The organism is Legionella beliardensis (genome assembly GCF_900452395.1).
In the GTDB taxonomy this organism is placed as follows: Bacteria; Pseudomonadota; Gammaproteobacteria; order Legionellales; family Legionellaceae; genus Legionella_C; species Legionella_C beliardensis.
The window spans coordinates 1903267-1929847 of sequence record NZ_UGNV01000001.1 but is presented as its reverse complement, the minus strand read 5'-3'; the positions used below and the strand labels follow the sequence as shown (position 1 = coordinate 1929847).

The following is a 26581-nucleotide window of genomic DNA, read 5'->3' as shown; positions in this document are numbered from 1 at the left end:
CTATTGACTCAGCGCTAGGGCCTACTTAAGCCTTAGCGCGGGATTCTGCTAGCCATTAAAAAAATTTTCTGTGAGCGTTATAAAATGAATGAGTAGACCCTAATGCTCTGAATAAAACAGAACCTGCCAAATAAAATAAGTTGCCAGACACAAGCCATATTCTATTATTAATTTTTACGCGATTAAGGCTCACTGGGTACGATTACGGAGCATTTTAAAGCATCCAATAAATCACTTGTCCTTGTATTTATTTTGCCTTCCCTTATCGTTGGATAACGTTGCTCAATTTTTTCAATCGCTTCACTAATAGTCATTGATTTAGATAGCGATATTAACTCGACTAAGGCATTAATTTTTTCCTTTTTAGCTTTTTTATTAGGGTAGGGCCAGTGACTATCAACTTCTTTCTTAAGTTGATTTATAAGCTCAGCGATACGTTGTAGGTCTTGCTCACTAAATTGACTTTGAACATCAGAAAAATTATTGCTATGGTCTCGTTTTCTATCATATGAAAGCTCTGGCTGTGCGAATGACAACATATAGTTATTTATGTCGGGGGATAGCTTAACTAAAGTACAGGTTGGCTGCTGACTTTGCTTAAAAAAGAGTTTCCTTACAGGGGTCAGTAAACGTGCCTATTGTATTATTTTATTAAACTCATTACTTTGTTTACTCACATCATTATCGTGAAGAATTAAAGTTAGGAGGTCTACTAGTTTTTTAGCAACCTCTTCATTAATAGAAATATCGTTTAAATTTCTTAATGCCTCGTTTGAGTTACATCGAATGGCCTGCAAATATATCGCCTGAGCAAGATTAGGCCATGATTACGCTATTTAATTTGGTGCTCAACCTAATAATAGGCTGAAGTTTATCGCTAGTTAGCTAAACCTAAACGACGTATCATTGTCGATTAATTCTTCATTAGATGACTTAGTCATTCCTTTATTTTCCATAGTTAAGTTATCTAAATTAAAATCATTAGTAGAAATAGGCTCTGGAGAAAAAAAAGATAAATTAGGCACGTATTTAGCCTTGGTATCGTTAGACTCTAACGGGTCCCTACGGGGCTCTGTTTTAGCTAAAGTAGCCAAGAGATCAACTACTTCTTTCATGAATTTAATTAAGAATGCGGCATATTCTTGCTGGCTTTTCATAGCCTCTTCATCTCGCTCTTCTTTAGTAGACATAACAATAATCTCAAGGGAAAGTTCATTTCGTGGTTATTGTATAAATTTACAAATAGATTAAAATTTAAACACCTATTTTTTGCTTTTTCTTTACAAAAATACCGGTAGTGGCAATTTTTTTAATATAAAATCTTTCAGAACTAGACTTATTTCCCAAAGATTATTTATACAATTAGGTTTTGTTGTGGAAAATATTAACAATAATCTATTCGTGTAGAGAGTAGGGTATTTATAAATAGAGAAACTTCTAATCATAGAGGAACCATTTAAGCTTACTGTGATTTATTATTACGATTACATAATCTGTGAATAATTAATGTGTTTAGAAAGATAGTCTTTGTGTTTAACGAATTAATTGCTGATGTTAAGCTGAGTTTTTATCTGTATTAGTTAAACTAATAGCTCAGAGTGGGTTAACCCTTCGTGAATTTTTCATAAACCTTTTAGCCGCTTTGTAAGCCCTAAAAGGATTATAATTAAACTATAGTTAGAGTAGTAAGGATAAATGTGCGCCCGCTATATTGCCAAGTTTATCATTTAATTTTTGCAACAATGCCTAATTTAAGGTATGTATGGGCAAGTTAGTATGTTCAAAAGGGCCCTAGCTTATAAGAGCTACAACAATTAAGGGATGGTCAAATTTTGAAATAGTGTTGCCCTAAGCGCACCTCTCAAGTGATCATTTACAAATTGCAGCAAACAGAAGTAGTACATTAGGTATTAGTAATACCTATGTGTAACAAGCATGATAAAAAAGTGCTACAAATTTTCTACATCACTTTTTTTGTCAGTTTGAAGTTTTACATAAGTATTTGATTATTCAGTCCAAAATGGCGCGCCCGGAAGGATTCGAACCTCCGACCCCCTGGTTCGTAGCCAGATACTCTATCCAACTGAGCTACGGGCGCGTAAACGGACTGGCGGAGAGAGAGGGATTCGAACCCTCGATGGGATTTCTCCCATACTCCCTTAGCAGGGGAGCGCCTTCGACCACTCGGCCATCTCTCCAAGTAATGCGGCGAAGTATAACAGTTATTTTTGCTACGTCAATCACAGTTATGCTAATTCCTATTAAAAAATATCTATTTTAATGAAGTGTGTAATTTACATATTATCTAATTAACTGCTATCTTTCATATATACCTTGCACTATTAGATCGACTGGTTTTTAAGCGACTTGTTTGTTGTCCTAAAAGGCTGTCTAAAAGCGAGTCATAGCAAGGTCGATGGCGAGTTTTTAAATGGGTTTTTAAGATCACTACAGCGTAAAAATCCTGTCACTTCAGCAGTGAGAAGTATATAGTAAGTGGCTTATTAAAGATTTAAAGTAAAATGCCTTAATTATTCCTCTCATTCTGACTTTATTTAAATCTAATGTAAGTGCCTTAACTTTAAGGCTTAATTTACTATAAGCTGAATGAGTGGCTGTGGTTGCTGTGTGCAAGATGACTGATAGGAGGAGTAATGAAACACAAATCGAATCTAGGTGGTAGGGATGTCTATGTGATTGACGGTAATCGCACCCCTTTTCTTAAAGCTAAAAATGTAGGACCTTTTAGTGGTTCTGATTTAGCTGTTGCCGCAGGTATGTCCCTTTTAAGTCGGCAGCCATTCTCACCTACCAGTCTAGATGAAGTTATCCTTGGCGCTGCCATGCCAGGTCCTGATGAAGCCAATATTGCTCGTGTTGTGTCATTACGCCTAGGCTGTGGTGAACGTATGCCAGCGTTTACTGTCATGCGTAATTGTGCATCAGGGTTACAAGCGCTAGATAATGCAGCATTGCAAATTGCTTCCGGCCGCAGCAATTTAATCCTAGCAGGTGGCACAGAGGCTATGAGTCATGCGCCTTTGTTATTTAATCAAAAAATGGCATCTTGGCTAGGCAATTGGATGGCAGCAAAGAGTGTTGGCCAACGTGCGCGATTAATGGCTCAATTTAGGCCAGGATATCTGTCGCCTGTCATTGCACTTCTACGGGGTCTAACCGATCCTATTGTAGGTTTAAACATGGGCCAGACTGCTGAGAAAGTTGCTTACCGCTTTAATATTACGCGTGAGCAAATGGATGCCTTTGCTTATGAAAGTCATCAACGCCTATTGCGTGCTTATGAAGAAGGAAGGATGTCAGAGGTTACGCCAATCATTGACAACAAAGGGCAAGTATACGGTCAAGATACGGGCTTAAGAGCCGACACAACCATGGAAAAGCTGGCAACGCTTAAACCATTTTTTGATAGAAAATACGGCATGGTTACCCCAGGCAACAGCTCACAGGTTACCGATGGTGCCTGTTTATTGATTTTAGCAAGCGCTGATGCCGTTAAAAAATATGATTTGCCGGTGTTAGGTCGAATTGTTGATGTAGAGTGGGTAGCGCTAGATCCAGCCCATATGGGGTTAGGACCTACCCATGCTGCAACACCTATTTTACAACGCCATCATTTAAAACCGGCCGATCTAGATTGTTGGGAAATTAATGAAGCTTTTGCTGCCCAAGTTTTAGGCTGCTTGGCTGCTTGGGAAGATGACGACTATTGTCGTGAGCAGTTAGGTTTAAAACAAGCAATAGGAGCACCTTCCTTAGATAAAGTTAATAAAGATGGTGGCGCGATTGCTGTAGGTCATCCTATTGGTGCAAGCGGGGCACGAATTGTATTACACACGCTGCAATCCTTACAGCAAACAAATGGTACCCATGGCATGGCTGCAATTTGTATTGGCGGTGGACAAGGTGGCGCTATGTATCTAGAAAGACTGACTGAGGTAAAAGGATAATGAATAATTATAAACATTGGAAAATTGAAACGGATGCTGAAAAGATTATCTGGTTAGGGCTTGATCGTTCTGATGCGCTAGTAAATTCTATTAATTCAGAAGTCTTAGACGAATTAAATATTATTTTACAGGAACTCGCTAAGCAACCTGCTCATATTGGGTTAGTTATTTATTCAGCAAAAGAAAAAGGATTTATTGCTGGTGCTGATGTCAATGCCTTTTCTAAATTTCAAACACCTGATGAAGCGGTCGAGTTTTTAAGAAAAGGCCAAGCTGTTTTTTCTCGTCTAGAATCTTTAGCGATGCCTAAAGTAGCCATGATTGACGGCTTTTGCATGGGTGGCGGATTAGAATTAGCGCTGGCTTGTGATTATCGCGTAGCATCAGATGAGCCAGATACTCGTTTAGGTTTACCTGAAATTATGTTAGGAATTCATCCTGGTTGGGGCGGTACAGTTAGGCTTGTTCGCTTAATGGGTGGTTTTGAAGCATTAACTAAAATTATTTTGCCAGGAATGCCTGTTTCGGCTTATAAAGCAAAGTCTATGGGTATTGTAGATGATGTCGTACCTATTCGCCAATTAAAGCGAGCTGCTGTTTATTTTATTAAAAATAAACCTAAAAAGCATCAATCTACTTTTATGCAATCTCTCACCAACTATGCTTGGATACGTCCCATACTGGCACCTGTTATTCGGTACAATGTCGCTAAGCGAGTACGCAAGAAACATTATCCAGCACCCTTTGCTGTTATTGATCTCTGGGAGAAAGAAGGCGGGTATGGCGAGCGTGCTTATTTAAAAGAAGCTGATTCAGTTGAACAGTTAGTAACACGAGGAGAAACTGCTAAAAATCTTATTCGCGCTTTTTTATTGCGTGAACGTATCAAAGGATTTGCTAAGGCGAGTACATTTGCAGCAGAACATGTTCATGTTATTGGTGCAGGTGTAATGGGTGGTGATATTGCAGCTTGGTGTGCCCTGCGAGGATTAAGAGTCACCTTGCAAGATAAATCTTATGCCCAAGTTGCGCCAGCTATTGCTCGTGCTTACTCTTTATTTAAGAAAAAGTTAAAACAACCCCGATTAATTCAAGCAGCCATGGATAGATTAGTTGCTGATCCTAATGGCTATGGTATGACGCGTGCCGATGTGATTATTGAAGCGGTATTTGAAGATTTGGCTGTTAAGCAAACCATTATGAAGCAGGTAGAGGAAAAGGCAAAAGCTGATGCAATCATAGCTACAAATACATCAAGTATTCCTCTAGATGAAATAAGTCAGGTCATGACCGATCCTAGCCGTCTTGTAGGTATTCATTATTTTAATCCGGTTGCTAAAATGGAATTAGTAGAAGTCGTAAGTAGTGATAAAACTGCAAGCGATGTGCGTGATAAAGCCTGTGCCTTTGTTAATCAAATTGGCCGTTTGCCCTTACCTGTTAAGTCAAGCCCTGGCTTCCTAGTGAATCGCGTGCTTATGCCTTATTTAATGGAAAGTGTGCAATTACTTGAGGAAGGCTATTCAGGTGAAACCATTGATGAGGCGGCTAAAGAATTTGGCATGTTTATGGGGCCAGTTGAGCTTGCTGATACGGTTGGGATGGATGTGTGTTTAGCCGTGGCTGAAAATTTAACTAAATACTATGGTGGAACTGTGCCGCAGAAATTGCGTGACATGGTTAAGGCAGGTAAGCTTGGCCGCAAGACTGGGGAAGGTTTTTATCGTTATAAGGATGGAAAACCCATTAAGAAAAAACCACAAACTGATAAATCTTACCAAGATATTGCTAACCGCTTAATCTTAAGAATGGTTAATGAATCAGCAGCTTGCTTGCGTGAGGGCGTGGTCGCTGATAGTGATTTATTAGATGGGGCAATGATTTTTGCGGCAGGTTTTGCACCGTTTCGCGGGGGACCAATGAATTACGCAAAGCATTTTGGTCATGACAAATTAAATGAATTATTTCTAAAATTAGAAAATCAATATGGCCAACGCTTTAAATTGGATAAGCAGCTTAGTGAAAGCTCTAATTATTAAGTAGCGTTGATGAATAAGTTGTAAATAAAAACATGACTGTTAGCTATAAAAAAACCTATCTATTGATAAAGGCTAACCTGTTGCGAGGTTTAAAACAGGTTAGTTGCCTTTTTTTATTCATGATGATGTTCACTTGCCACGCTGCAACTTGGGTTATTTCAGAACACAGTGACCTAATTGGAACTATTCAATATGCGACAGTACAAGCAGGGGAAACATTAAGTGATGTGGGAATACGCTATGATATTGGCTATGATGAAATGGTACAAGCTAACCCTAAGCTTGATCCATTGCGCCCTTTATACCCACAAACGAAAGTAGTCATTCCTTCGCAATATATTTTACCATCAGGCCCACGCCAGGGTTTAGTTATCAACTTAGCTGAATTTAGGCTTTATTATTACGTGCCTCACGATAACGTGGTGATTACCATGCCAGTGGGTATTGGCCGTAAAGGTTGGACAACGCCCATAGGTATCACAAAAGTTGTTTCTAAAGAGCGCGATCCGAAATGGCGGCCTACAGCCAATGTAAGAGCAGAAGCTGCCCGCCACGGCACGCCAATTCCAGATGAGTTTCCACCGGGTGAGGGCAATCCCTTAGGTCGCTATGCATTACGATTAGGTTGGTCTACCTATCTTATTCATGGTACAAATCGTCGTGATGTGGTGGGATCGCGAGTAAGTGCGGGTTGCATACGTATGATGCCAGAAGACATTGAATATTTATTTGACTATGTTCCTATTGGCACTGTGGTAAGAGTAGTTAATGAACCCATTAAGTTAGGTTACGCTCAGGGAGATTTTTTTCTTGAAGCACATCCCTTATTAGCTGAACATCATGGTAGAGATTTACATACCTTAGCAGCAAACTTACTGATGAAACAGAAAAATTTACGCCATAAAAATGATAAACTTATTCAAACAGCAATCAGTTATCCATCGGGTATCCCTGTCAAAATAAGTTAGAAAATTTTTTTTCTTGCAAAAAATTATAAATAAAATGCGTGATTAGTAAGACAATAGCACTACCTACTAAGTCAAGAGGGTAATGCCATCCTAAAAGAACACTCGATAAAGCTAAAAGTATATTAATTGGTAGTAGTAAAAAAAATAAGGGTTTAAAACCACGCACTAAGTAAAGACATAACCACGCCCAAATGATATGAAAAGAAGGCAAAGCAATCATACCACCGTCTACAGAAGTAGGTCGTTGGTGGCTGTGAATTTGATGAAATTTTATACCAGTCATGTATTGTTCGGGTATAAAAAAAGGGCTTTTTAAAATACTTGCGGGTGCAGTTGTTGGGAAAAAGTAGTAGAAGGTAAAGCCGATAATTACCGATATCAGTAGTAAACAGTAGTACTGCCATACTTTAGAAAATTGACCTAAAAGAGCTATTAATAAAGGTAAAAAGCCCATTTGCCAAGCTAAGCTATCATAAGCCATGGCAAGGGCCCGCTTAAGAAAAGGATGTTTAACTGTCCAAGCCATAAGCGCGGGTAAATCAATATAGAATCTAGCTTCTAGATTAACAATGTATTTATCAATAGGAGCAAAGGGTGTGTATTGCGTGGCATTGGTTGCAATAGCAATGACTGCCATTGTAAGATAAATGCCAGCAAAAGCCCGAGCGATTTCAATAAAATAATCATTATGGCTAAATTGTAATCTTAAGCCAAGCAAAATAAGTATCAGACAGAACCCCGCCCATAGTGCAAACGGGGGGAAATAATTATTGCCAAGATAATGGTAGTAATGTGAATTAATGTAAAAAGCTATGCTAGCAAGCAAACATGCTATTAATCCTGCTATGATTGAACAGGTGCGGGCAGGGCGTTCAAGGGTATCAAAGCTAAGTAGCTTCATTTTGTTTTTCTTGTGATTGGATAGCTTGGTAAATTTCTTCTCTATGCACTTTTATCGCTCGAGGTGCTTCAACGCCAAATTTAATGTTTCCATGCTCTAACGTTTTAAATGCCATCAATAGGACAGATTTACCATCAATGGTGATTTTTAAGGCTTCTTCAAAATTAACAGTAAGGATATCCATATAAACTCTCTTTTTTTTAGGTTGTTATAGCCCATAGGCATGGCAAAAGCAATATATTGTTAATTGTTAAAGAAAAGAAGCTTCTTTCCAGGCTGTCACGGATAACACTTATTAGCTAATAAATAGTTGTTTTAGGACAAACAGTAAACAATTAAAATCGCTGATTGCAAACGCTTTGATATTTTTAAAGGCGAAAAAGTTAATTCTTTAGAGCCCGAACGCAGGTCTGTAAGCTATATCAATATTTTCTTGTAACATGGTTGTAATCAATTGATCATGACTTTCACGGGCCTTGTCTAACGCATTGACTTTATCGTCTTGCGAAAATAACGAATAGTCAGATAATTCATCTAAATGAAGTAAGAATTTTATAACTTGTCTACCGCCTAATTCAGCTACTTTAGTTAACGTATCATCTGGGAAAGTAAAATTTGGCTGATCATAAAAAAGTTTTAAACCTTGGATGTTTCCAGCAAGTAAGCAGCGATAAAATGCATCTTTATTATTATCATTAGGATCAAAACGTCCATCCTCAAGCAGGATTTTTAAAACCTCAAAGTGTGGAACTGCTTCATAAAGTAAGCTATTAACCACGGTAGTATTATAGCCATCTTCATCAGGATAACCCTGATCAGCTAAGGGATCTCTGGTTTGGCAATTTTTGTTAGACAAATAAGCTAACACGCGTGTAACATTCCCACTTCGTACAGCTGCACTTAATTGTGCAAATTTTATAGATTTAGTCAAATCTAGTGATGTCGGTAAAGTACTAGTCATTTAGAATTCCTAATTTGATTAAATAGCCCTTTTCCTAGCTGCCATCTTTGCTTTATTGCGGCATTATAAATATTTCTGCGCTGCTTTTCGAAGCATTGATGCCTTGCACTAAAGCAGAAACTAGGGATTATGTAAAAGGCCTAATGACGTTAAATTATTCATAGCAATTATGCTACAGGAAGAGACAATTGCTATTTTGTCAGAAAGTCCTGATTGCTTAATATACTGCTCTAAGTTGTCAAAGGAAACACCTGCGCCAGTCTCATCCGTGGCACGTTCATCTAATAAAAATTCAATAAAAGTTTCCCTCTCTTCCTTATTAAGTCCTGCCCGGTCTAAAAATTGCTCAAATTCTGTGGGCCCATCTCTTAAATCACCTCGCCTGAGTAAGCAGGTGTTTACATTAAAAGCCACACGTTGAGGTTGATCGAGGCGTGCTGAAAAGAAAGAAAATAACTTTGAAACAACGCAGGGCATAATGTTTTGATCATTACCATTGCGAGGCAAATCACTTTGACGCAAACTTGCAGCTAAATCTTCAGTAAATTTATTGGTTATATTACCAGCCATCGCGCCATGAAGATGTATACTCTGACAATGGGTTGTTAAGCCAACAACATGACCATCATAACCCCGCATAATTTTTAACTGGTTTTCTTCGATTTCATCAAGAATTAAGGCACGGATTTAACTAGCATCTTGCCCCATTCCAGAAATTAATTGATCACATCTTTCTTCATGGAGATTTAAAAGATAATACCTATTATTGTCTTCTACTACTTCAGTTTTAAAGTGTTTTTCATTAATTTTAATTTCCGTGGCCGTTTGCTTGTCAATTTCTTTAGCCCCAGTTCGTTTATGAAAGCGTAAGATAATATCGTCTGATTCTACCTTAATACCGATTAATAAATAACCTTCATACAGTGTGCCTTTTGATTTTGCATATTCAAAAGATTCTGTCGCTTGTTTGGCTAAATTTCTGTAGCTAACAATACCACGTGAAAAAATTTTGACATTAGGATTTAGTGATATATTTGGGCCATTTTGCAGAAACTCACCTTTTTCATTTTGTAATCTATAACCGGATTTATCTGTGCCTAGCAATGAAATCCGATAAGCAGTCGCAGCCCCGCCAGCGCCTCCTATAATAACGACTCGTCTTGTTTTTACACAAGCTATGGATTGCCTTTCTCGATTGCTTAAATCAAATTCATTACCATGAATAATTGGCGTGTAACCTTTTTTCGGCTGATAAATTGAGTGCCTTGCAAATAATTGTTTGCCTTGATTTTCTAAAGCTAAAGACTCAATTTGCTGTCCTTGATGTTGGCTAAGCTCTCTTAATTTTTCATACTGTAGAGCATTTTCAAATGATGTATTTTGTCCTACACCCATACCTAGAGCAAAGTCCATAGTTTTAGCATAAATATAAGTAAGAATGATGCCTGTCTCAGTCTCAATTGCCACTTTTACCCGAAAGTTATAGGAAGAATCAGCGGTATCCCAATCTGCAAGGTGTTTTATGCGCGCTTCTAGTTTTTGTACTCTTGCACCAAATAAAGGAGGTGGCGTAGATTTTAAAGCCATATTAACTGTATTACTATAAAACAAATGACGTGTATTTGTTCTTTTGAAGCGATTAATACTTTGTGATTTTGGAATAAAATCGCTGGCATTAGCATTGCCCGCTATCTCCAACAAAGGATGCTCTTGCTCTGCTCTATGTTCAGCTTCCGTCCAATACCCAGTTTTTTTATCAGAAATAAGAAGCGTTTCTAAGAAGAGTTGTTGTGTTTTTTCAGGGTTCTTAAAATAATCTTCTAATTGTTTAAAAGCGGTGTCAGCTAGTTTCGGTACTGAAGGGTCAGTACTCATCAAAGTCATGCCAGCATAACCACAACCTATAAATAATCTTCTCACAAAAATAGGAGGTATAGAGATTTGTGATGAATGATTTGCTCTAAGCACATAAGTGTGGATTGCTTTTTTTGTAAACCCTTGCTTATTCCGATTAGCTTGCTGCGCTTTGCAGAGCATATCAAATGAATCTGTAATACGTTCAAGATCACCACTAGGGTGACTTTGTATTGGTATAGGGCTTTTTTTGCTAGATTTTATGGGAGGAGCGCTTGCAGCCAAACTGCTGCTAGGAGTTAGTTGTTGTCTTATAAATGTTTCAAACGCTTTAAAATTACGTTGCTCTGCGCTAATTTTTGCTGCCGATTCAAAAGGCATAAGGCTAATTCCTTCAATCTTGGCAAATTTTTCAATTGCTTCTTGCAGTAGTGGCCTATAGAAAGAAAGAAACGAATCCAAATTAATAGTAGAAGGAATGGGCAAACGGGCTATTGACCAAATCTGGTCAAGTTGCTTGAAGAGCTCGGTAACATCATAAAGTTGATTAGTTTGCTTTATGATTCTGCTTATGGCAACGACTAAGCGGTTCAATTGATTAGTTCGACCATCCTTAGGCCAATCGATAAGTTCGGTATTTTCAAATAAAGGTACTTTATGTAAAGCAATAGGGGACTGAGGAGCAGGCATTAAGCTCTGGGTATCAGTTAAATCAATTAAATTGGCTGCTAAAGGTTTCCTAGTCTGGCTAGTTTGTTCGTTTTCATCTTGCTCTTTGAGCTTAGCTTTTAAATCTTTAAGTGTTTTTAAGTAGCCCTTTGGGATAGAATTTTTATAGGGCATAACAGGAGATAAACAATCAGAAAGAGTAATCTTTATATTATCTGTGTAAATTATATCTGACTCTAATAGGGAAATTGCAGATTTGATATTGTTTTTAAGAGATAAAAATTCTTTGAAACGCTTTTGTAAAGTCGATTTAACAAAATGCTTGCGTGCATTTATTTCCTTTCGGTGCTTACCGCTAGCCATATTTAACCATGTAGTAATCAAATTGGGCATGATTTTAAACCATGAACCTTAATAAAATATTAATGATCTACTTGTTTGTACAAAATGTCGGTAAAACTTACTCATGTAGATAAGGCAAGCTTATGGAAAAGACCTGGTAAGGAAAAAGTAGTGGTTAAATAAAGAGATAAGGATTTTATAGTGAATTAAAAGATTATTGTGATGACTTTATTTAACAAGTATTGATGTATTCAGGCCTATTAAGATAAATAATTTGCTAAACTTAATTAAGATTTAGGCAGTAATTTTCTGACGTATATTTGCTCCAGGCCCCAAAATAAGTTAGAATTGCGCGGTTTAATCCCTTGCCTTACTTTATTTCCCTTTTAAAGAAGGCTTTAATCCATAAGGAGAATTCATGAGACATTATGAAATTGTACTTCTTGTTCACCCAGACCGAAGTGAGCAAGTGCCTGGCATGATTGAGCGTTATGAAAACATCATAACCACAGATGGTGGTACTATTCACCGTCGGGAAGATTTAGGTCGCCGTCAGTTGGCTTATGCTATTAAAGATGTTCATAAAGCACATTATATTCTTATGAATATAGAATGTAATCAAGCTGCTCTAGATGAATTAAATAATGTATTTAAATTTAATGATGCCATTATTCGTAAGTTGATTATGGCTAAAAAGCATGCCATTACTGATGAATCTCCATTAATGAAAAAAGATAAAGATAAAGAGAAAGACACGAGAGCAGCCTAAGGAGAATTAAGATGTCAGCATATTTTCGTCGTAAAAAAAATGTACGTTTCAATGCCGAAGGCGCAAGTGAAATTGATTACAAAGATATTAATTTATTAAAAAATTATATTACTGAAACTGGTAAGATTGTTCCTAGCAGAATTACGGGCGTTCCAACGCGCTTTCAGCGCCAGTTGGCACAAGCTATTAAGCGTGCTCGTTTCTTAGGCTTACTACCTTACTGTGATAGTCACCGATAAAAGAGCGTTATGAATACCTTTTTGCGTAAACAAGGCCAATATTTGCTAGCAAATGAACTCTATGCATTTTTAGTAGCTGCTGTATTGGCGTTGACGCCTATTACCATGTGGTTATCTTTAGCCGTAGTTGCTTTAGTTACCTTACGTCATGGTAGCGTAAGCGGCTTAAAGGTATTTGCGTGCGGGCTGGTTGTTGCCTATGTTGCTTATCAATTTACAGCACCTGCATCACATGTTTTTTCTATCGATTTTATAACGTTTATTGTGGGATTTAGTGCTGCTATAGCATTAAGAATAACCGCAAATTGGCGAATAGTGATTTTTGGTATTTTAATTGCTGCTTTATTAAGTATTGGTTTAATTCATATGCTTTTACCGAATTATGCCTATGAGCAATATACGTTATTACTTAATTCATTAAAAGAAATAGATTCAAACTATGTGATGGCGCAATTATTGGAGAGTCAACAACGTGCAAATCCTACCTTAATTTTGAATTCTTTGTTAGGCATTAGAGTCTTAAGCATAGTCTTTTCCGCGTTAAGCTCGCTTATGTTAGCACGAGGTATTCAGTCTGCGTTATTTTATCCAGGAGGCTTTAGGAAGGAAATGCTTGCGTTTCGGGCAAGCCGTGCTGGTGTGCTATTATTAGTCATCGCTGCTTTTGGAGTCTATCAAAATAATCCTATAGCAATTAGCTGCTTACCGTTGCTAGTAGTTTATTTAATGAGTGCTGGGATTAGTTTGCTTTTTAATATGATGGCTAGAAAAAAGGATTTAGTAATTATTTTTTTAATTGTTGTACCACTTATAATCGTACCTTATATCATGCTGCCAGTGTACGTATTTTTTGGTTCATTAGATAGTTTATTTGATTTAAGGCTACGTTTAGCTGCAAATCAGAAATTCAAGAATTAAGGGGTTAATGATGGAAGTTATTTTATTAGAGAAAGTAAGAAATTTAGGAAATTTAGGTGATCGAGTTGAAGTGAAGGCAGGTTATGGCCGTAACTACCTCATCCCACAAAGTAAAGCAGTTTCTGCAACAGAAAAAAATATTGAATATTTTGAAAATCGTCGTGCAGAATTAGAAAAGAAAGCGCAACAAGATCAAGCGCGAGCTGAGCAACGTGCTGCTAAATTAAATGATACGTCGCTAGTTATTTCTGCATTAGCTAGTGATGAAGGAAAGCTTTATGGCTCTATCGGAGCTAATGAAATTAGAGAAGCATTACTTGCTAAAGACATTGAAGTAAGCAAGCGTGAAATTTCCTTGCCTGAAGGTCCAATTCATTCTGCCGGTGACTATGTCGTTGAAATTCAAGTGCATAGTGATATTACAGCGCAAGTTCAAGTGCAAATTGTTCCTGAAAAATAAGGTAGCAATCGAGCAAGCGGTTATTGAGTCTAGAAACGTTTAGGTTGTGGTAACGTGTTTCTTTTGCTTGCTTATCATTTCAGCAAATCACGGAATATTTTGTCTTGACTGCCATATCCAAGAACGTGGCATGTGAGATAGATACCGTGGTCAAGCCACGGTATTTCGGTGAAGTAAAAAAGTTAAAGAAATAGACGAATTGCCGCGGCTTGACCGCGGGATCCATAGATGGTGGTGAAGCGTTTACAAGAAGGTAAGCAAGCCTAACAGTAAGTAGCCTGGGCGAAAAACGAAGTGCAACCCAGGTTTTGGTCCTATGGCTGCACCTAGACTACATTAATGAATCATCGAATGACCGCGGTATCTAGAGCTAGCAGATTGATTACAGACATAAGGTAAGCAAGCTCAAAATCTATAGATGTGTGATCGCCAATGTTTGATAAAATTTTTAAGTCAAAGCTGTCTTAATCGCAGCAATCGCTTAAAAATTTTCTATACGAACTACCTCGTAAGCTGGCTCTTCATAAGGATGACTATCTCGTAAAGCTTGCACGGCTTTTTTTATAATTTTTGAGCTACAAAGAATTTCTACTTTATACTCTGGTACATAATTAAGCTGACAAACTTCACCAATCGCCGGATTAGCATTACTTAAAGGACGAAACTGACCTTGACCTAAACATTGCCAGCAAGCTTTATCATAGTCACCTTGTTTGCCAGCGCCTATTGCAAATAAGGCCTCTTTAACGGTGTCTAAATGACTCTCTGGAATATAAAAAGATAACTTATAATTGAATGCTACATTTTCCATTTTATATTACATCCTAAACTTGGTTTTTGCGCTTCAAAAACAGGTTTGCCCTCTAAAAGGCAATCAAGAGCGCTGCGTATAGAATCACCGGTAATAGGGATTTGATTTCCAGGACGTGAGTCATCAAATTGACCACGATAAATTAAATTTAAATTAGTGTCATAAACAAAAAAATCGGGCGTACAGGTTGCTTGATAAGCCTTGGCAATGTCTTGATTTTCATCAAAAAGGTAAGGAAAGGGATAGGATTCCCTAATAGCCGTTAATTTCATGTTTTCGGGAGAATCGTCAGGGTAATTTTCTATATCATTTGAATTGATGGCAATAAACTGTATGCCACGTGTAGCATAATCATTCGCTAATTGAACAATTCCTTTTTGGATATGCTTAACATACGGGCAATGATTGCAAATAAACATAATAACCGTACCTTTAACAGAAGGAGATTTGTTTAAACGAATAGGTTGGCCGCTTACCACATCAAGTAAGCAAAATAGCGGGGCTTGACTACCAAGCGGTATCATTTTAGAAGGTGTTTTAGCCATCTGGTTTTCCTAAACTAGCGATAAATAATTATTTTTACAATGGCTGTTATGGCAAAAATAGTATTCATAACAGCCCAAATAAGTGCTACAGGTTTTTTATAAGCATAATAATATGCGAAAATAGCTATGGCTGTACTGCCTATAAAAAATATCCATTGATCCTCATAGGACAATCCTATTGATAGGGTAGCAATGCCTGCAATCCCTATCATTAAATAAATATTATTAAGCCACCCACTTAAAAGATAGAAAACTGCTAATTGAACACAAAGTAATATAGGTATTGCGACCTGTAGGATAGAACCAATACCTAGTAATTTAGCGCCATGCCCAGCGACTAAAATAAGCTCAAGAGCAATAAAATAAAGCAACTTAAAGTGACTTGCTGTACACAATAATAATGTTGAGCCTATGACATAAAAAAATGCTGCATGGGCCTGCGTTAACCCAATTAACGAAATTAATGAGCCAGTTATTCCAATTATCAGAAAAACAACATTCTTTTTTAGCATTGCAATCCTGTGCGTTTTATACTTCCCCTGATAAAAAATAGTTTTTTCTGCTAAACATGCTGCTTAATTATATAGACATAAGTCTGTTTTATTTTTTTATTATTACCAGCGTAAATAAATACCCTTGGCTGTTGCGTCATTGATAACATTTCGCTGTGATTTATTCACAGAAACCCAATAATTTCCCATGTTGCTCAGGGCAAATTTTACACGTGGGTATTGGCAAATGTCTAAAACTTCACGGCAGTCAACCAAGGTATTATTACTTTCCTCCATATAAAAGCATTGAAAATGTAAATTTTCTACATCTGATGCAAAAGCAGCCCAGTTTGTTGGCTCAATTTTCGCGGTCAGAGAAGGGCTCATAAAGACTTCTTGGGTTTCTATGCGCCTTAATTCAATGGGACGATTACTGCGATTTTGTAGTAAATAAAACGTCTGCCCGCCTTTATCATTGACTACAAGGTTAGTACCATTATAACCAAAACCTGTAACCTCACACCCCCGAGGAAAGCCCGCGTAAGCTAGGGTATTTGCTAATAGAAATAGAGGAAACAAAGATGATTTCTTAAACATGAGACCCTTTTATATTATTAAATAATGCCGCTATTTTAATGTGATTGTAAGGATTTTCAATGACTATTTTAAAGGCCTACATTTTTCTTAATCCAATAAAGATAGCAAGCTTAGTTAAGTTATTCTTTGTAAGAAGCAATTTTAGAAAGCAACATAGGCGAAAAGGTTCGATAAATACTTAAAGCTAAATACATAATAATATAGCCTAGTGATAGCACCAAGCAAAGCCTATTGATAGTTGGGTAAGTCCATAAAACAATCGCAGAACATATACCATATAATAACGAAAAACTATGCATTAATAATTTGAGTAATTTTGACTCTGTCAGGTAATCCAATCTTGAGGGGTAAACATATTTGATAGGAACAAAGATTAAGATACAAAGAATAGATAAAATCATCGCGTTCGTGTTCATGGAAGTATTGAAAATAAACATGTAAAAAACGGCAATATTCCAGTAACAAGGAAATCCTTTAAAAAAATGATCAGGCGTTTTAGCATCGGCTTGGCAAAATTGATAAGACGACGTGATAATAACTGCAATAATTATGATAATGGTTAAATCAGGGGGTAGCATATCCGGTTTGACGAAGAGAAAAAAGCAGGGCGTAATGACGTAGTTTAAATAATCAACTATGTTATCGAGTAACGCACCATCGATATTAGGTAAAACTTTTTTAACACCCACAACTCTCGCTAAGGTACCATCAACTGCATCGATGACCACCGCAATAGCCATAAACCACAGGGCATGTATGTATTCATGTTGATAAATTTTGGCAAGGGTAAAAAGGCCGGCGCAGGCAGCACTTGCAGTAAAAGCGTGCACAGCCCAGGCAACCAGGTAGTGAGCGGGATGGTAGCCTAGCGTTCTATTCGTCATTTTCTATCCGAAGCCCTTATCAAATGGTTCTAAATTTAGACATAAATTTGTTATTTTAAACATGTTTTCAAGTAAAAATTTATATTTAAGCAAATTGATTATCTTAAATTCAAAGTGCATAAATTAAATTTATTATTTGAAATAATAGCTTAGTTCATCGTGAAATAAAGCAACTTGCAAGATAGTAACAACAATTAAATCGAATACGCAAGAATTTGCCGAAGGAAGACTGACTTAAGCTGTATTTTAGGCCACTAATTTAGCTTATCTTTCCTAAATTTCTTAACCCTGTTTAAAAATTATTCATCCATTCGCGGGCTAGGTTTAATTCCTTACAACTTGATTTTTAGGATTGTGGCCGCTTAAACCTGAATTATTTTAATAATTGATAATGATTATCAGGCTTAATTATGAATGGTTTAATGGCGGCAGAAAAATGATAGCAAAAAATCCCGTTACTTATGGTTGTATGGATAGGTATTTGATTCAATTATCCCTTAGTCTACACTTAATAAATAATTTGTAAGGATAGAATATGACTATTGAAACGATTAACCCAGCAACAGGTGCTGTGATTAAAAATTATAAAACCTTAGATGAAGGGGCCCTGAACCAGGCAGTTGAGCAGGGTTATTTAGCGTTTACTAAATGGCGCCAAGTGCCTTTTACCGAGCGTCGTTTACTAATGAGCAATTTAGTAAACTTATTACAAGCACAGAAAGCAACATTAAGCGCTATCATTACCCAGGAGATAGGTAAACCTATCAAGCAAAGTCAGGCGGAAATAGAAAAGTGTGCTTGGGTTTGTCAATATTATGCTGAGCAAGCTGAAGATTTCTTAAAGCCACGTTTTGTGCAAACCGAGATGTCTAAAACCTTTGTCTCATACCATCCAATGGGTGTTATTTTGGCTGTTATGCCTTGGAATTTTCCTTTTTGGCAGGTTTTTCGCTTTGCAATACCAACGATCATGGCTGGTAATGCGGCTATTTTAAAGCATGCCCCTAATTCTATTGAGGCTGGAGAAACGATTGCGAGTTTAATTCAGGAGGCAGGTTTTCCCGCTCATTTATTTCAACATGTTATCTTAGACAATGAGATGACTGCTAAAGCAATTGCTCATCCTAAAATTGCAGCATTGAGTTTTACAGGTAGCGAGAAGACCGGGCGCTTAGTGGCGAGTCTTGCTGCAGCGAATTTAAAAAAATCAGTGCTTGAACTTGGTGGCAATGATCCTTACCTTATCCTTGCTGATGCAGATATTGAATTAGCAGCTAGTAATATTCTAGCTTCTCGTTTAAATAATTGTGGGCAGGTCTGTATCGCTGCCAAACGTATTATTGTGGATGAGTCCATTCATGATGAATTGGTTGCTAAAATTCTATCTTTAATGACTGACTACTCAATGGGTGATCCCACCAATCCAGCCACAATGCTTGGGCCTATGGCGCGTAAAGATTTGCGTGATACGCTACATAAACAAGTGACTGAAAGTATTAAAAAAGGAGCAGTTTTAGTACAAGGAGGTAAAATCCCACCAGGTGAAGGTTATTATTATCCACCTACCGTATTAACTCATGTCAAGCCTGGCATGCCTGCGTTTGATGAGGAGTTATTTGGCCCTGTTATCGCCATCATTAGCAGTAAAGACCAAGAAGAAGCAATTTCGCTAGCCAATAACAGCCGTTATGGTCTAGCAGCAGCTGTTTTTACGCGTGATCTAGAGCGCGGTGAAGCTATCGCTAAGCAAGACATTAATACAGGGGTTTGTTTTGTAAATACCTTTGTCGCCTCTGATCCTAGAGTACCTTTTGGTGGTGTAAAATTTTCTGGCTATGGACGAGAATTATCAAAAGAAGGTATTCTTGAATTTGTCAATGTTAAGACAGTCTCAGTGAAATAATGGGTATGTAAGCCTGGCAGTATAGAAGACCTATTGCTTTTTATTTGTTTTATTCTGACAATAATTAATTGGATGTTGAGACTTAAATGACTAATCAATTTGTTTTTATTTCAGCAAAAAAACAGCAGTTGTATTGTTATGATAATGATACGCTTTGTAAAACCTATCCTGTTTCGACAGCAAAAAATGGGTTAGGCGAGTTAGAGGGTAGTCAATGCACGCCTAGAGGTTGGCATCGCATTCACTCCCATATTGGAATGGAAGCCCAATTAAATAGTGTATTTGTAGGTAGACGATGGACCGGCGAAGTTTATTCGCCGCAACTAGCCGTTCTCTATCCGAACCGAGACTGGATTTTGACACGGATTATTCAATTAGATGGCTTAGAAAAAGGACGTAATAAAGAGGGCAGGGTTGATAGTTTGCAACGCTATATTTACATTCATGGTACACCAGACAGTACGAAGATGAATAACCCTAAGTCACATGGTTGCATACGTATGTATAATGCTGACATTGTTGAATTTGCTGAATGGGTTAAGTTAGGTACTTATGTGTGTATTGAGTGAGGTGTTGCTTAAGCTGCATGATTTTAGTTTAAATTTATTAAAAAATTAAATGCTGCTTACTAAAAGTAGTTAAAAATAAGAGAAATAGTTGTTAAAAGTTAATATTAACCAGTGCTCTCTCTGCAGTAACGGTATATAATTCGCACAATTTATTTTCATGCCTAATGAGGTGAATGAATGTCTTACAAATTTGAAGAAGGCAAAGATTTAATTATTGAAGCCGTGATAACCAAAATAAAGCAAAAGATGAGCCCTGAGCAAGCAGAATTATGTGCTGCTTTTGCCAAGCAATTTTTAGGTACAGTGGCTTTAGATGATCTTCAAGAGTGGGATATCGATGATTTATATGGTGCTACCATTAATTTTTGGGCTTGTATGCAGCATCGGGCTCCACATGAAACAAAAGTTCGTATTTATAATCCTGAATTCGAACGACATGGCTGGCAGACTACACATACAGTAGTTGAAGTAATTACCGAAGATATTCCTTTCCTGGTTGACTCCCTGCGCATGGTCATTACACGATTAGGGCTTATTTCCCATTTAGTGATTCATGTAGGCGGTTTATGTGTTAAAAGAGATAAGAATAACAACATTATTGCTGTTTTACCCCACGGTAGTGAAAAGAAAGCAGGCGTTTTAGTAGAAGCCTCTATCTTGATGGAAATTGACCGCCAAACTAACCCGGCTATCCTTGAAGAATTACATCGCAATATAGAACGTGTATTAGACGATAATCGTGCGGTAGTTGAAGATTGGCCCTTGATGCGTAAAAAAGTGTGCGAGGCAGTTGAGGAAATTGATAAGTTAAAAGGTGTACTTGATCCAGCTGAAGCAGAAGAAACGAAAGCGTTTTTACATTGGATTGAAGATCATCATTTCACTTTTTTAGGCGTCCGTGACTATGAGTTAGTACAAAAAGGCGAGGAAATGGTTTTACAACCTTTGCCTGAAACAGGTCTAGGTGTACTTCGGCCCAATATGAGTAAATCAAATGCACGCAGCATCTCTTCGATGACGCCTGAGGCTCGTGAGTTGACGTTATCGCCCCGTATTTTAGTCATGTTTAAAACGAACACTGAGGCAACCGTACACAGACGTACCTACACCGATTATATTGGTGTTAAGCGTTTTAATAAAGAAGGGCAAGTCATTGGTGAGCGTCGTATTATTGGGCTCTATACTTCTGCAGCTTATAATACCAATCCTAAGCACATTCCATTCTTGCGTCATAAAGTGGCACAAGTTATGAAGAATTCTAACTTAGATCCACGTAGTCATGTTGGCAAGATACTGCTTAATATTATAGAAACCTTACCCAGAGATGAGCTTATTCAGGCTTCTGAAGATGAATTATTAGAAATCGCGATGGGCATTTATTACATGCAAGAGCGACGCCGAATCAGATTATTTGCGCGCACAGATCCCTATCGTCGTTTTGTATCTTGTTTGGTTTATGTGCCTAAAGATCTGTTTACTTCTGAATTGCGCCAAGCAATGCAAAAGATATTAGAGGAAAGTTTCCATGCAATAGACATTACTTTTTCTACTACTTTTACTGAATCTATATTAGCTCGTATTGAATTTTTAATTAGAACTAACCCAGATGATAATACCCAGTGGGATTTCAAAGAAATTGAACGTAAGTTAGTCGAAATAGGTCGCTCCTGGCCTGATGAGCTTTTGCATTTTCTCGCAGAAGCGTTTGGCGAAGAAGCAGCTAATCGGATTTATGCTCGTTATAAGAATGCTTTTCCTAGTAATTACCGTGATAATTTTACTGCACGCACGGCAGTTTATGATATTAAACATGTTGAGGCATTGTCACCCGAAAATCCACTAGTTATGAACTTCTATCGACCTATGGATGAAATGGCGGATAGTTTTCGTTTAAAAATTTATCAGCATGATGTAACTATTCCCTTATCAGATGTTTTGCCTATTGTAGAGCACTTAGGCATGCGTGCTATCAGTGAAAGACCCTATGTTTTAAAATTTGAAGACGGTAAGATTACTTGGATTAATGACTTTGCATTACAATACACCAAGCAAATGTCATTTGATATCGATGAAATAAAAGACCTTTTTCAAAATGCGTTTGCGCGAGTATGGGCAGGTGAGGCTGAGAATGACGGGTTTAATCAACTTGTTTTAGGAGCAGGATTAAATTGGCGCCAAGTTGCTGTTCTTCGTACCTACGCCAAATATTTCAAGCAAATTGGCTTTACATTTAGCCAAGAGTATATAGAAACGTCGCTTAATAATAACGCGACTATTGCTAGAAAATTAGTTCAGCTATTTGAAATTCGGTTTAATCCACAAGAATCTACTACACGTGATATTCAATTCACTGATCAGTTAAATCAAATACTCAAAGCCCTTGATGATGTTTCAAACTTAGACGAAGATAAAATAATTAGACAATACATTCAGGCTATAACCGCGACCGTAAGAACCAATTTTTATCAGGTGGACGATCAAGGTAAACCTAAATCATGTATTGCCATTAAGCTAAATAGCAAGTTAATTCCACGTTTACCTAAGCCTTACCCAATGTTTGAAATTTTCGTCTATTCACCAAAATTTGAAGGGGTGCATTTACGAGGTGGTAAGGTTGCTCGGGGTGGCTTGCGTTGGTCAGATCGCCGCGAAGATTTTCGCACTGAAATACTAGGCTTGATGAAGGCGCAGCAGGTTAAAAATGCCGTGATTGTCCCTTCCGGAGCTAAAGGTGGATTTGTTCCTAAACGTTTACCTACTACAGGCAATAGGGAAGAAATACAAGCAGAAGCAGTTGCTTGTTATCAATTATTTATAAGAAGCCTACTTGATGTCACGGATAATTATAAAGAAGGTAATATTGTTAAGCCACCACAAGTGGTTTGTTTTGATGAAGATGATCCTTACTTAGTTGTTGCAGCTGATAAAGGAACAGCAACGTTTTCTGATATCGCCAATGCAATTTCCTTGGAATATGATTTCTGGTTGGGTGATGCGTTTGCCTCAGGTGGCTCAGTTGGTTATGACCATAAAAAGATGGGTATTACTGCGAGAGGCGCTTGGGAATCGGTTAAACGTCATTTTTACGAAATGAATATGGATATAAGCCAGACTGACTTTACAGTCGTTGGTATTGGCGATATGGCAGGCGACGTTTTTGGTAATGGGATGTTGCTTTCTAAGCGCATTAAATTAGTTGGTGCATTTAACCATGTTCATATTTTTATTGACCCTGATCCTGATCCAGAAATTAGTTTTAACGAACGTGAGCGCTTGTTTAATTTACCACGCTCTACGTGGATGGATTATCAGAAAAAATTAATTTCTAAAGGTGGTGGTGTATTTAACCGGACTGCAAAATCAATTCCAGTTAGTAAGGAAATGAAGCAGTTATTTGATATTAAAGTCAATGAGATTGAGCCGAATGAACTAATTAAAGTCATTTTACGCGCTAACGTAGATTTATTATGGAGCGCAGGCATAGGCACATTCGTAAAAGCTCAAAGTGAAAGCCATACTGATGTGGGTGATCGCTCTAATGACGCGACACGTATTAATGCTAATCAATTGCGGTGTAAGGTAGTGGCCGAAGGAGGTAACTTAGGTCTTACTCAGTTAGCTCGCGTTGAATATGCTCTAAATGGTGGTCTTATTTACACCGATTTTATTGATAATTCTGCTGGTGTCAGTTGTTCTGATAAAGAAGTCAACATTAAAATTTTACTCAATAGCATTGTTGCTGCGGGTGACTTAACCGTTAAACAACGTAATGAATTACTAAGTGAAATGACTGGTGAAGTTGCTTCCTTAGTTCTAGCTGATAATTTCATGCAAACCCGAGCCATTAGCTTAACAGCAGCTCAAGGTTTGCGCACCATTGAGTTGCATAGTCGTTACATTAATGAACTAGAACGTACGGGTAAGATTGATCGATCAGTTGAATTTATACCTACAGAAAAGTTATTGATGGAGCGCAAATTAATGGGTAAAGGCCTAACACGGCCAACCATTTCAGTACTGCTTTGCTATAGTAAAACATTGCTAAAAGAGCAAATCTTAGCATCCAATGTGCCAGAAGATTCTTATTTGAAAGGGTTATTAGTCAATTATTTTCCGAAGCCCCTGCAAGAGCGTTTTAGCAAAGAGATGCAAGATCATCCATTGAAAAGAGAAATTATTTCTACGAAGTTAAGTAATATTATTTTGAATGAGATGAGTTTTGCATTTGTATTTAGAATGCAGGAAGAAACAGGTGCGCCAATTTCAGCAATCGTTCGAGCTTATATGATAGCGCGTCGAGTACTTGAGATTGATAGCATATGGAAGCAAATTGAAAATATTGAAGCCATTGTTGTTGCCGAAAAACAGATGGAACTTGTGATGCTTTATGTTCGCTTATTAAGGCGGGTTACTCGTTGGTTTTTACGTAATCAGCGTATGCGATTAAATATTGGCAAAGCAGTTAAAACTTATTCACCTGGCGTGATTGAGCTTAAAAGTGCTATCCCTGTTATATTTGGTGAAAATAATCGGGCGCAATATGAAGAATATTTAAACCAGTATTTAGAGTTAGGTATTCCACCTAGTTTAGCGCATGAGTTATCACTAACTCGCCCTTTATTTTCAGCCATGGATATTATTGAAGTGTCCCAACAGCTGGATATTAGTGTGACTAGTGTTGCTGAAGTTTATTTTGGTATTGGTGAATTTTTAGATTTAGCATGGATTCGCAACCAGGTTATTGCGCATCCAGCAGAGAACAATTGGGAATCATTATCAAGAGAGGCATTGCGAGACGACTTAGATTGGCAACAACGCCAGCTCACGGCGGGTATTATTAGGTTAGGTGATGAAAAACAAGATTACATGACTAGTTTTAGAGAGTGGTCTGAGCAGCATGCCAGTCTAATTGGCAGATGGCGTCATATCTTAACTGATTTACGTTCAGCCACAACACTTAATTACACAATGTTCTTTGTAGCTATTCGAGAATTACTGGATCTAACACAAACGACAGTACAAATGTCAGAAAAGGATACGGTTGCTTCTTAACTAACAGCTGTCATTGCGAGCCTTTACACTGTAAAGCAATCCAGAAAGTAGCCTGGGTGAAACAAAGTGAAACCCGGGTTCCGGTCCTATGGACCTGCACCCAGGCTACATTTTAGTTTATCCATATAACAATACCTGCGTGCAGAAAAGAATAATTTTTAATGCTTTAATTAGATAACACGTTCTAATGTTATAGCATCTTGTTGCCCTTCAATAAAAACCGTCGGTGGGTAGTCATGCAACACGCTGGCCGCAATTAAAAATTCATCTTTATTAGGTAGGGGGCAATAATCAACGATTTCACCGACTTCGCTTTGCCTTGATGAATTCATCAGTTTTTTTCCTGCACTTATCGATTCATTAGTAGAAATTTTAAAAACTTCCAGGCTATGTTTTAATTTAGCACGGTAATGAGTACGCGCGATAATTTCTTGGCCTTTATAACAGCCTTTATCAAAGCTTATATAGCCATTGCGATGTAAATCAAGACGATGAGGTAGAAATAAACCACGTGTATCAGGGTAAATCTGTATTTGTTTACTAGCAATTTGTAAGCGATGCCATGCTAAAGAGCCGCGTAATTTTTTCATGTTTATAAAAGGCTCAGTTAATTCAGCATGCTGAGCTGAGGGAATTACGATTATAAAGAGTTTTTCTCCAAGGCTATAACAATAACTTTCTCCATTGACACTTAAGGCGTACTTAATTTGAGGTAATTTAATGCCAGCAGGTAGTAAACCGCAGTCGTTAGTTAAATAAAAACCATAGACTTTATAATCGGTAATCGCTTGTAGTTTAACACGTGATAACATAGCGACTTTGCTTAAGCTTGCCACAGTATCTGCAACTAAATCAGCCGCTAAAATTAATTGATACCCGCGAGGATTAACGATATCTAACAGCGCTTGTATTCGTCCTTTAAGATTGCATAAAGCGCCTTGGCGCATAGTGCTGGTCGTTACGTCGCGAATATCACAGGTAAGCTGTCCTTGCAAAAAGGTAGCAGCATTATCACCTATTACATGAATGATAGATAAATAAGATAAGTCGAAGAGATAATTCTGATTGTCTTCTAAAAAAAGCTCAGTATTGTAGTCTGCTAAAAGCGTGTATTGCCGATTATTAATTAAATAAAATGGTTGCTTCATTGTCTTAACCCTAATTGCGGTAAATGTAAGGTGTAGTGTACTATACCTAGCAATTATCACTTAAAAATCAGTATCAACAAAGCCTAAACGCACAGGCTCATTATAATCACGCCGAAAGCCTTCCTTAAGCTATGAAGGTTCACCATTGGTTTTTGCGTCAAACTTTTATTATCGCCATCTGTGAAAATTGGCGGTAATTGCTGTAATATATCATTATTTTTAATCCTTGAAATACGATGATTGATACAACCAGAAAAGCCAGAATCAAATGGCAGTGTCGACGAGGCATGCTAGAACTTGATTTAATTCTTAATCAATTTATTAAACAAGCTTTAGATAAATTAAATGAGTCACAAATTGCAGCCTTTGAACAGCTACTTACAATTTCTGACCCTGAACTTTATTGCTGGCTGATGGGCAATGACAAACCTTCTAATAAGGACTTACTAGCAGTTGTTGAACTTATCCAGATGTATAATCAACCTCGGTAATT

At 37.5% G+C, this 26581-nt stretch carries 24 protein-coding genes and 2 tRNA genes; 11 read left to right on the top strand and 15 right to left on the bottom strand.

The window, feature by feature from the left end; all coding sequences use genetic code 11:
- Positions 1–182: 182 nt before the first annotated feature.
- From DYE47_RS08540 to DYE47_RS08525, 4 genes are all read right to left on the bottom strand, one after another.
- Positions 183–539 carry a hypothetical protein gene (locus DYE47_RS08540; RefSeq protein WP_115302872.1) on the bottom strand — a complete coding sequence of 119 codons (357 nt, stop codon included), beginning with the start codon at positions 537–539 and terminating at the stop codon, positions 183–185.
- A gap of 342 nt (positions 540–881) precedes the next feature.
- On the bottom strand, positions 882–1190 hold the full coding sequence (locus tag DYE47_RS08535) for a hypothetical protein (RefSeq protein ID WP_115302871.1): 309 nt from the start codon (positions 1188–1190) through the stop codon (positions 882–884).
- Positions 1191–2021: 831 nt separating this feature from the next.
- Positions 2022–2098 (bottom strand) — tRNA-Arg (locus DYE47_RS08530).
- Between the two features lie 10 nt (positions 2099–2108).
- A tRNA-Ser gene (locus DYE47_RS08525) sits at positions 2109–2198 on the bottom strand.
- 456 nt (positions 2199–2654) lie between these two features.
- Here DYE47_RS08525 and DYE47_RS08520 point away from each other — a divergent pair.
- The 3 genes from DYE47_RS08520 to DYE47_RS08510 all read left to right on the top strand — a co-directional run bounded on the left by DYE47_RS08520 (position 2655) and on the right by DYE47_RS08510 (position 6975).
- Positions 2655–3968 carry an acetyl-CoA C-acetyltransferase gene (locus DYE47_RS08520; protein ID WP_115302870.1) on the top strand — a complete coding sequence of 438 codons (1314 nt, stop codon included), beginning with the start codon at positions 2655–2657 and terminating at the stop codon, positions 3966–3968.
- Positions 3968–6007 carry a 3-hydroxyacyl-CoA dehydrogenase NAD-binding domain-containing protein gene (locus DYE47_RS08515; protein ID WP_115302869.1) on the top strand — a complete coding sequence of 680 codons (2040 nt, stop codon included), beginning with the start codon at positions 3968–3970 and terminating at the stop codon, positions 6005–6007. The genes DYE47_RS08520 and DYE47_RS08515 overlap by 1 nt, the downstream gene beginning before the upstream one ends.
- 119 nt (positions 6008–6126) lie before the next feature.
- Positions 6127–6975: a L,D-transpeptidase family protein gene (locus tag DYE47_RS08510; RefSeq protein ID WP_242604218.1), complete on the top strand. Its 849-nt coding sequence runs from the start codon at positions 6127–6129 to the stop codon at positions 6973–6975.
- Here the strand turns inward: DYE47_RS08510 and DYE47_RS08505 are convergent.
- The 5 genes from DYE47_RS08505 to DYE47_RS08485 form a co-directional block, all read right to left on the bottom strand.
- Positions 6962–7876, bottom strand: coding sequence for a phosphatase PAP2 family protein (locus DYE47_RS08505; protein ID WP_115302867.1), 915 nt, complete (start codon positions 7874–7876; stop codon positions 6962–6964). The genes DYE47_RS08510 and DYE47_RS08505 overlap by 14 nt on opposite strands.
- Positions 7863–8060, bottom strand: a complete 198-nt coding sequence (locus DYE47_RS08500; RefSeq protein WP_115302866.1) for a carbon storage regulator — start codon at positions 8058–8060, stop codon at positions 7863–7865. Before DYE47_RS08500 ends, DYE47_RS08505 begins: the two co-directional genes overlap by 14 nt.
- Before the next feature lie 207 nt (positions 8061–8267).
- Entirely contained in the window at positions 8268–8837 is a 570-nt protein-coding gene (locus DYE47_RS08495) for a hypothetical protein (RefSeq protein WP_115302865.1), read from the bottom strand.
- A gap of 120 nt (positions 8838–8957) precedes the next feature.
- On the bottom strand, positions 8958–9476 hold the full coding sequence (locus DYE47_RS08490; RefSeq protein ID WP_115302864.1) for a hypothetical protein: 519 nt from the start codon (positions 9474–9476) through the stop codon (positions 8958–8960).
- A gap of 48 nt (positions 9477–9524) precedes the next feature.
- On the bottom strand, positions 9525–11753 hold the full coding sequence (locus DYE47_RS08485; RefSeq protein ID WP_115302863.1) for a hypothetical protein: 2229 nt from the start codon (positions 11751–11753) through the stop codon (positions 9525–9527).
- Positions 11754–12120: 367 nt separating this feature from the next.
- On the opposite strand from DYE47_RS08485, the gene rpsF reads away from it, so the two are divergent.
- The 4 genes from rpsF to rplI are packed head-to-tail and all read left to right on the top strand — an operon-like array spanning position 12121 to position 14088.
- The gene (gene rpsF / locus DYE47_RS08480) at positions 12121–12471 is read left to right on the top strand and encodes a 30S ribosomal protein S6 (protein WP_115302862.1); all 351 of its coding nucleotides are present in this window, start codon (positions 12121–12123) and stop codon (positions 12469–12471) included.
- Positions 12472–12482: 11 nt separating this feature from the next.
- Positions 12483–12710, top strand: a complete 228-nt coding sequence (gene rpsR, locus DYE47_RS08475; protein ID WP_115302861.1) for a 30S ribosomal protein S18 — start codon at positions 12483–12485, stop codon at positions 12708–12710.
- Between the two features lie 9 nt (positions 12711–12719).
- A complete protein-coding gene (locus tag DYE47_RS08470; protein WP_115302860.1) occupies positions 12720–13628 on the top strand; it encodes a hypothetical protein in 909 nt (302 codons plus the stop codon).
- Positions 13629–13638: 10 nt separating this feature from the next.
- Positions 13639–14088 carry a 50S ribosomal protein L9 gene (rplI, locus tag DYE47_RS08465; protein ID WP_115302859.1) on the top strand — a complete coding sequence of 150 codons (450 nt, stop codon included), beginning with the start codon at positions 13639–13641 and terminating at the stop codon, positions 14086–14088.
- Between the two features lie 481 nt (positions 14089–14569).
- Here the strand turns inward: rplI and DYE47_RS08460 are convergent, their stop codons facing one another.
- The 5 genes from DYE47_RS08460 to pcsA all read right to left on the bottom strand — a co-directional run bounded on the left by DYE47_RS08460 (position 14570) and on the right by pcsA (position 17416).
- Positions 14570–14899, bottom strand: coding sequence for a YqfO family protein (locus DYE47_RS08460; RefSeq protein ID WP_115302858.1), 330 nt, complete (start codon positions 14897–14899; stop codon positions 14570–14572).
- Positions 14887–15444: a thioredoxin family protein gene (locus DYE47_RS08455; RefSeq protein WP_115302857.1), complete on the bottom strand. Its 558-nt coding sequence runs from the start codon at positions 15442–15444 to the stop codon at positions 14887–14889. The genes DYE47_RS08460 and DYE47_RS08455 overlap by 13 nt, the downstream gene beginning before the upstream one ends.
- Positions 15445–15458: 14 nt before the next feature.
- Complete coding sequence (locus DYE47_RS08450) at positions 15459–15956, bottom strand: hypothetical protein (protein ID WP_242604219.1); 498 nt, start codon at positions 15954–15956, stop codon at positions 15459–15461.
- Between the two features lie 102 nt (positions 15957–16058).
- Positions 16059–16532 carry an enhanced entry protein EnhB gene (locus DYE47_RS08445; RefSeq protein WP_115302856.1) on the bottom strand — a complete coding sequence of 158 codons (474 nt, stop codon included), beginning with the start codon at positions 16530–16532 and terminating at the stop codon, positions 16059–16061.
- A gap of 119 nt (positions 16533–16651) precedes the next feature.
- Complete coding sequence (pcsA, locus tag DYE47_RS08440) at positions 16652–17416, bottom strand: phosphatidylcholine synthase (RefSeq protein WP_115302855.1); 765 nt, start codon at positions 17414–17416, stop codon at positions 16652–16654.
- Positions 17417–17951: 535 nt separating this feature from the next.
- Between pcsA and DYE47_RS08435 the strand changes: the two genes are divergently transcribed.
- The 3 genes from DYE47_RS08435 (at position 17952) to DYE47_RS08425 (ending at position 24940) form a co-directional block, all read left to right on the top strand.
- Entirely contained in the window at positions 17952–19319 is a 1368-nt protein-coding gene (locus DYE47_RS08435) for an NAD-dependent succinate-semialdehyde dehydrogenase (protein WP_115302854.1), read from the top strand.
- Positions 19320–19405: 86 nt separating this feature from the next.
- Positions 19406–19888: a L,D-transpeptidase gene (locus tag DYE47_RS08430; protein ID WP_115302853.1), complete on the top strand. Its 483-nt coding sequence runs from the start codon at positions 19406–19408 to the stop codon at positions 19886–19888.
- A 177-nt stretch (positions 19889–20065) separates the two neighbouring features.
- Positions 20066–24940 carry an NAD-glutamate dehydrogenase gene (locus tag DYE47_RS08425; RefSeq protein ID WP_115302852.1) on the top strand — a complete coding sequence of 1625 codons (4875 nt, stop codon included), beginning with the start codon at positions 20066–20068 and terminating at the stop codon, positions 24938–24940.
- Positions 24941–25110: 170 nt separating this feature from the next.
- On the opposite strand, the gene ygfZ is transcribed toward DYE47_RS08425, so the two are convergent.
- On the bottom strand, positions 25111–26088 hold the full coding sequence (gene ygfZ, locus DYE47_RS08420; protein WP_115302851.1) for a CAF17-like 4Fe-4S cluster assembly/insertion protein YgfZ: 978 nt from the start codon (positions 26086–26088) through the stop codon (positions 25111–25113).
- A 236-nt stretch (positions 26089–26324) separates the two neighbouring features.
- On the opposite strand from ygfZ, the gene DYE47_RS08415 reads away from it, so the two are divergent.
- Complete coding sequence (locus DYE47_RS08415; protein WP_242604220.1) at positions 26325–26579, top strand: FAD assembly factor SdhE; 255 nt, start codon at positions 26325–26327, stop codon at positions 26577–26579.
- Positions 26580–26581 lie beyond the last annotated feature (2 nt).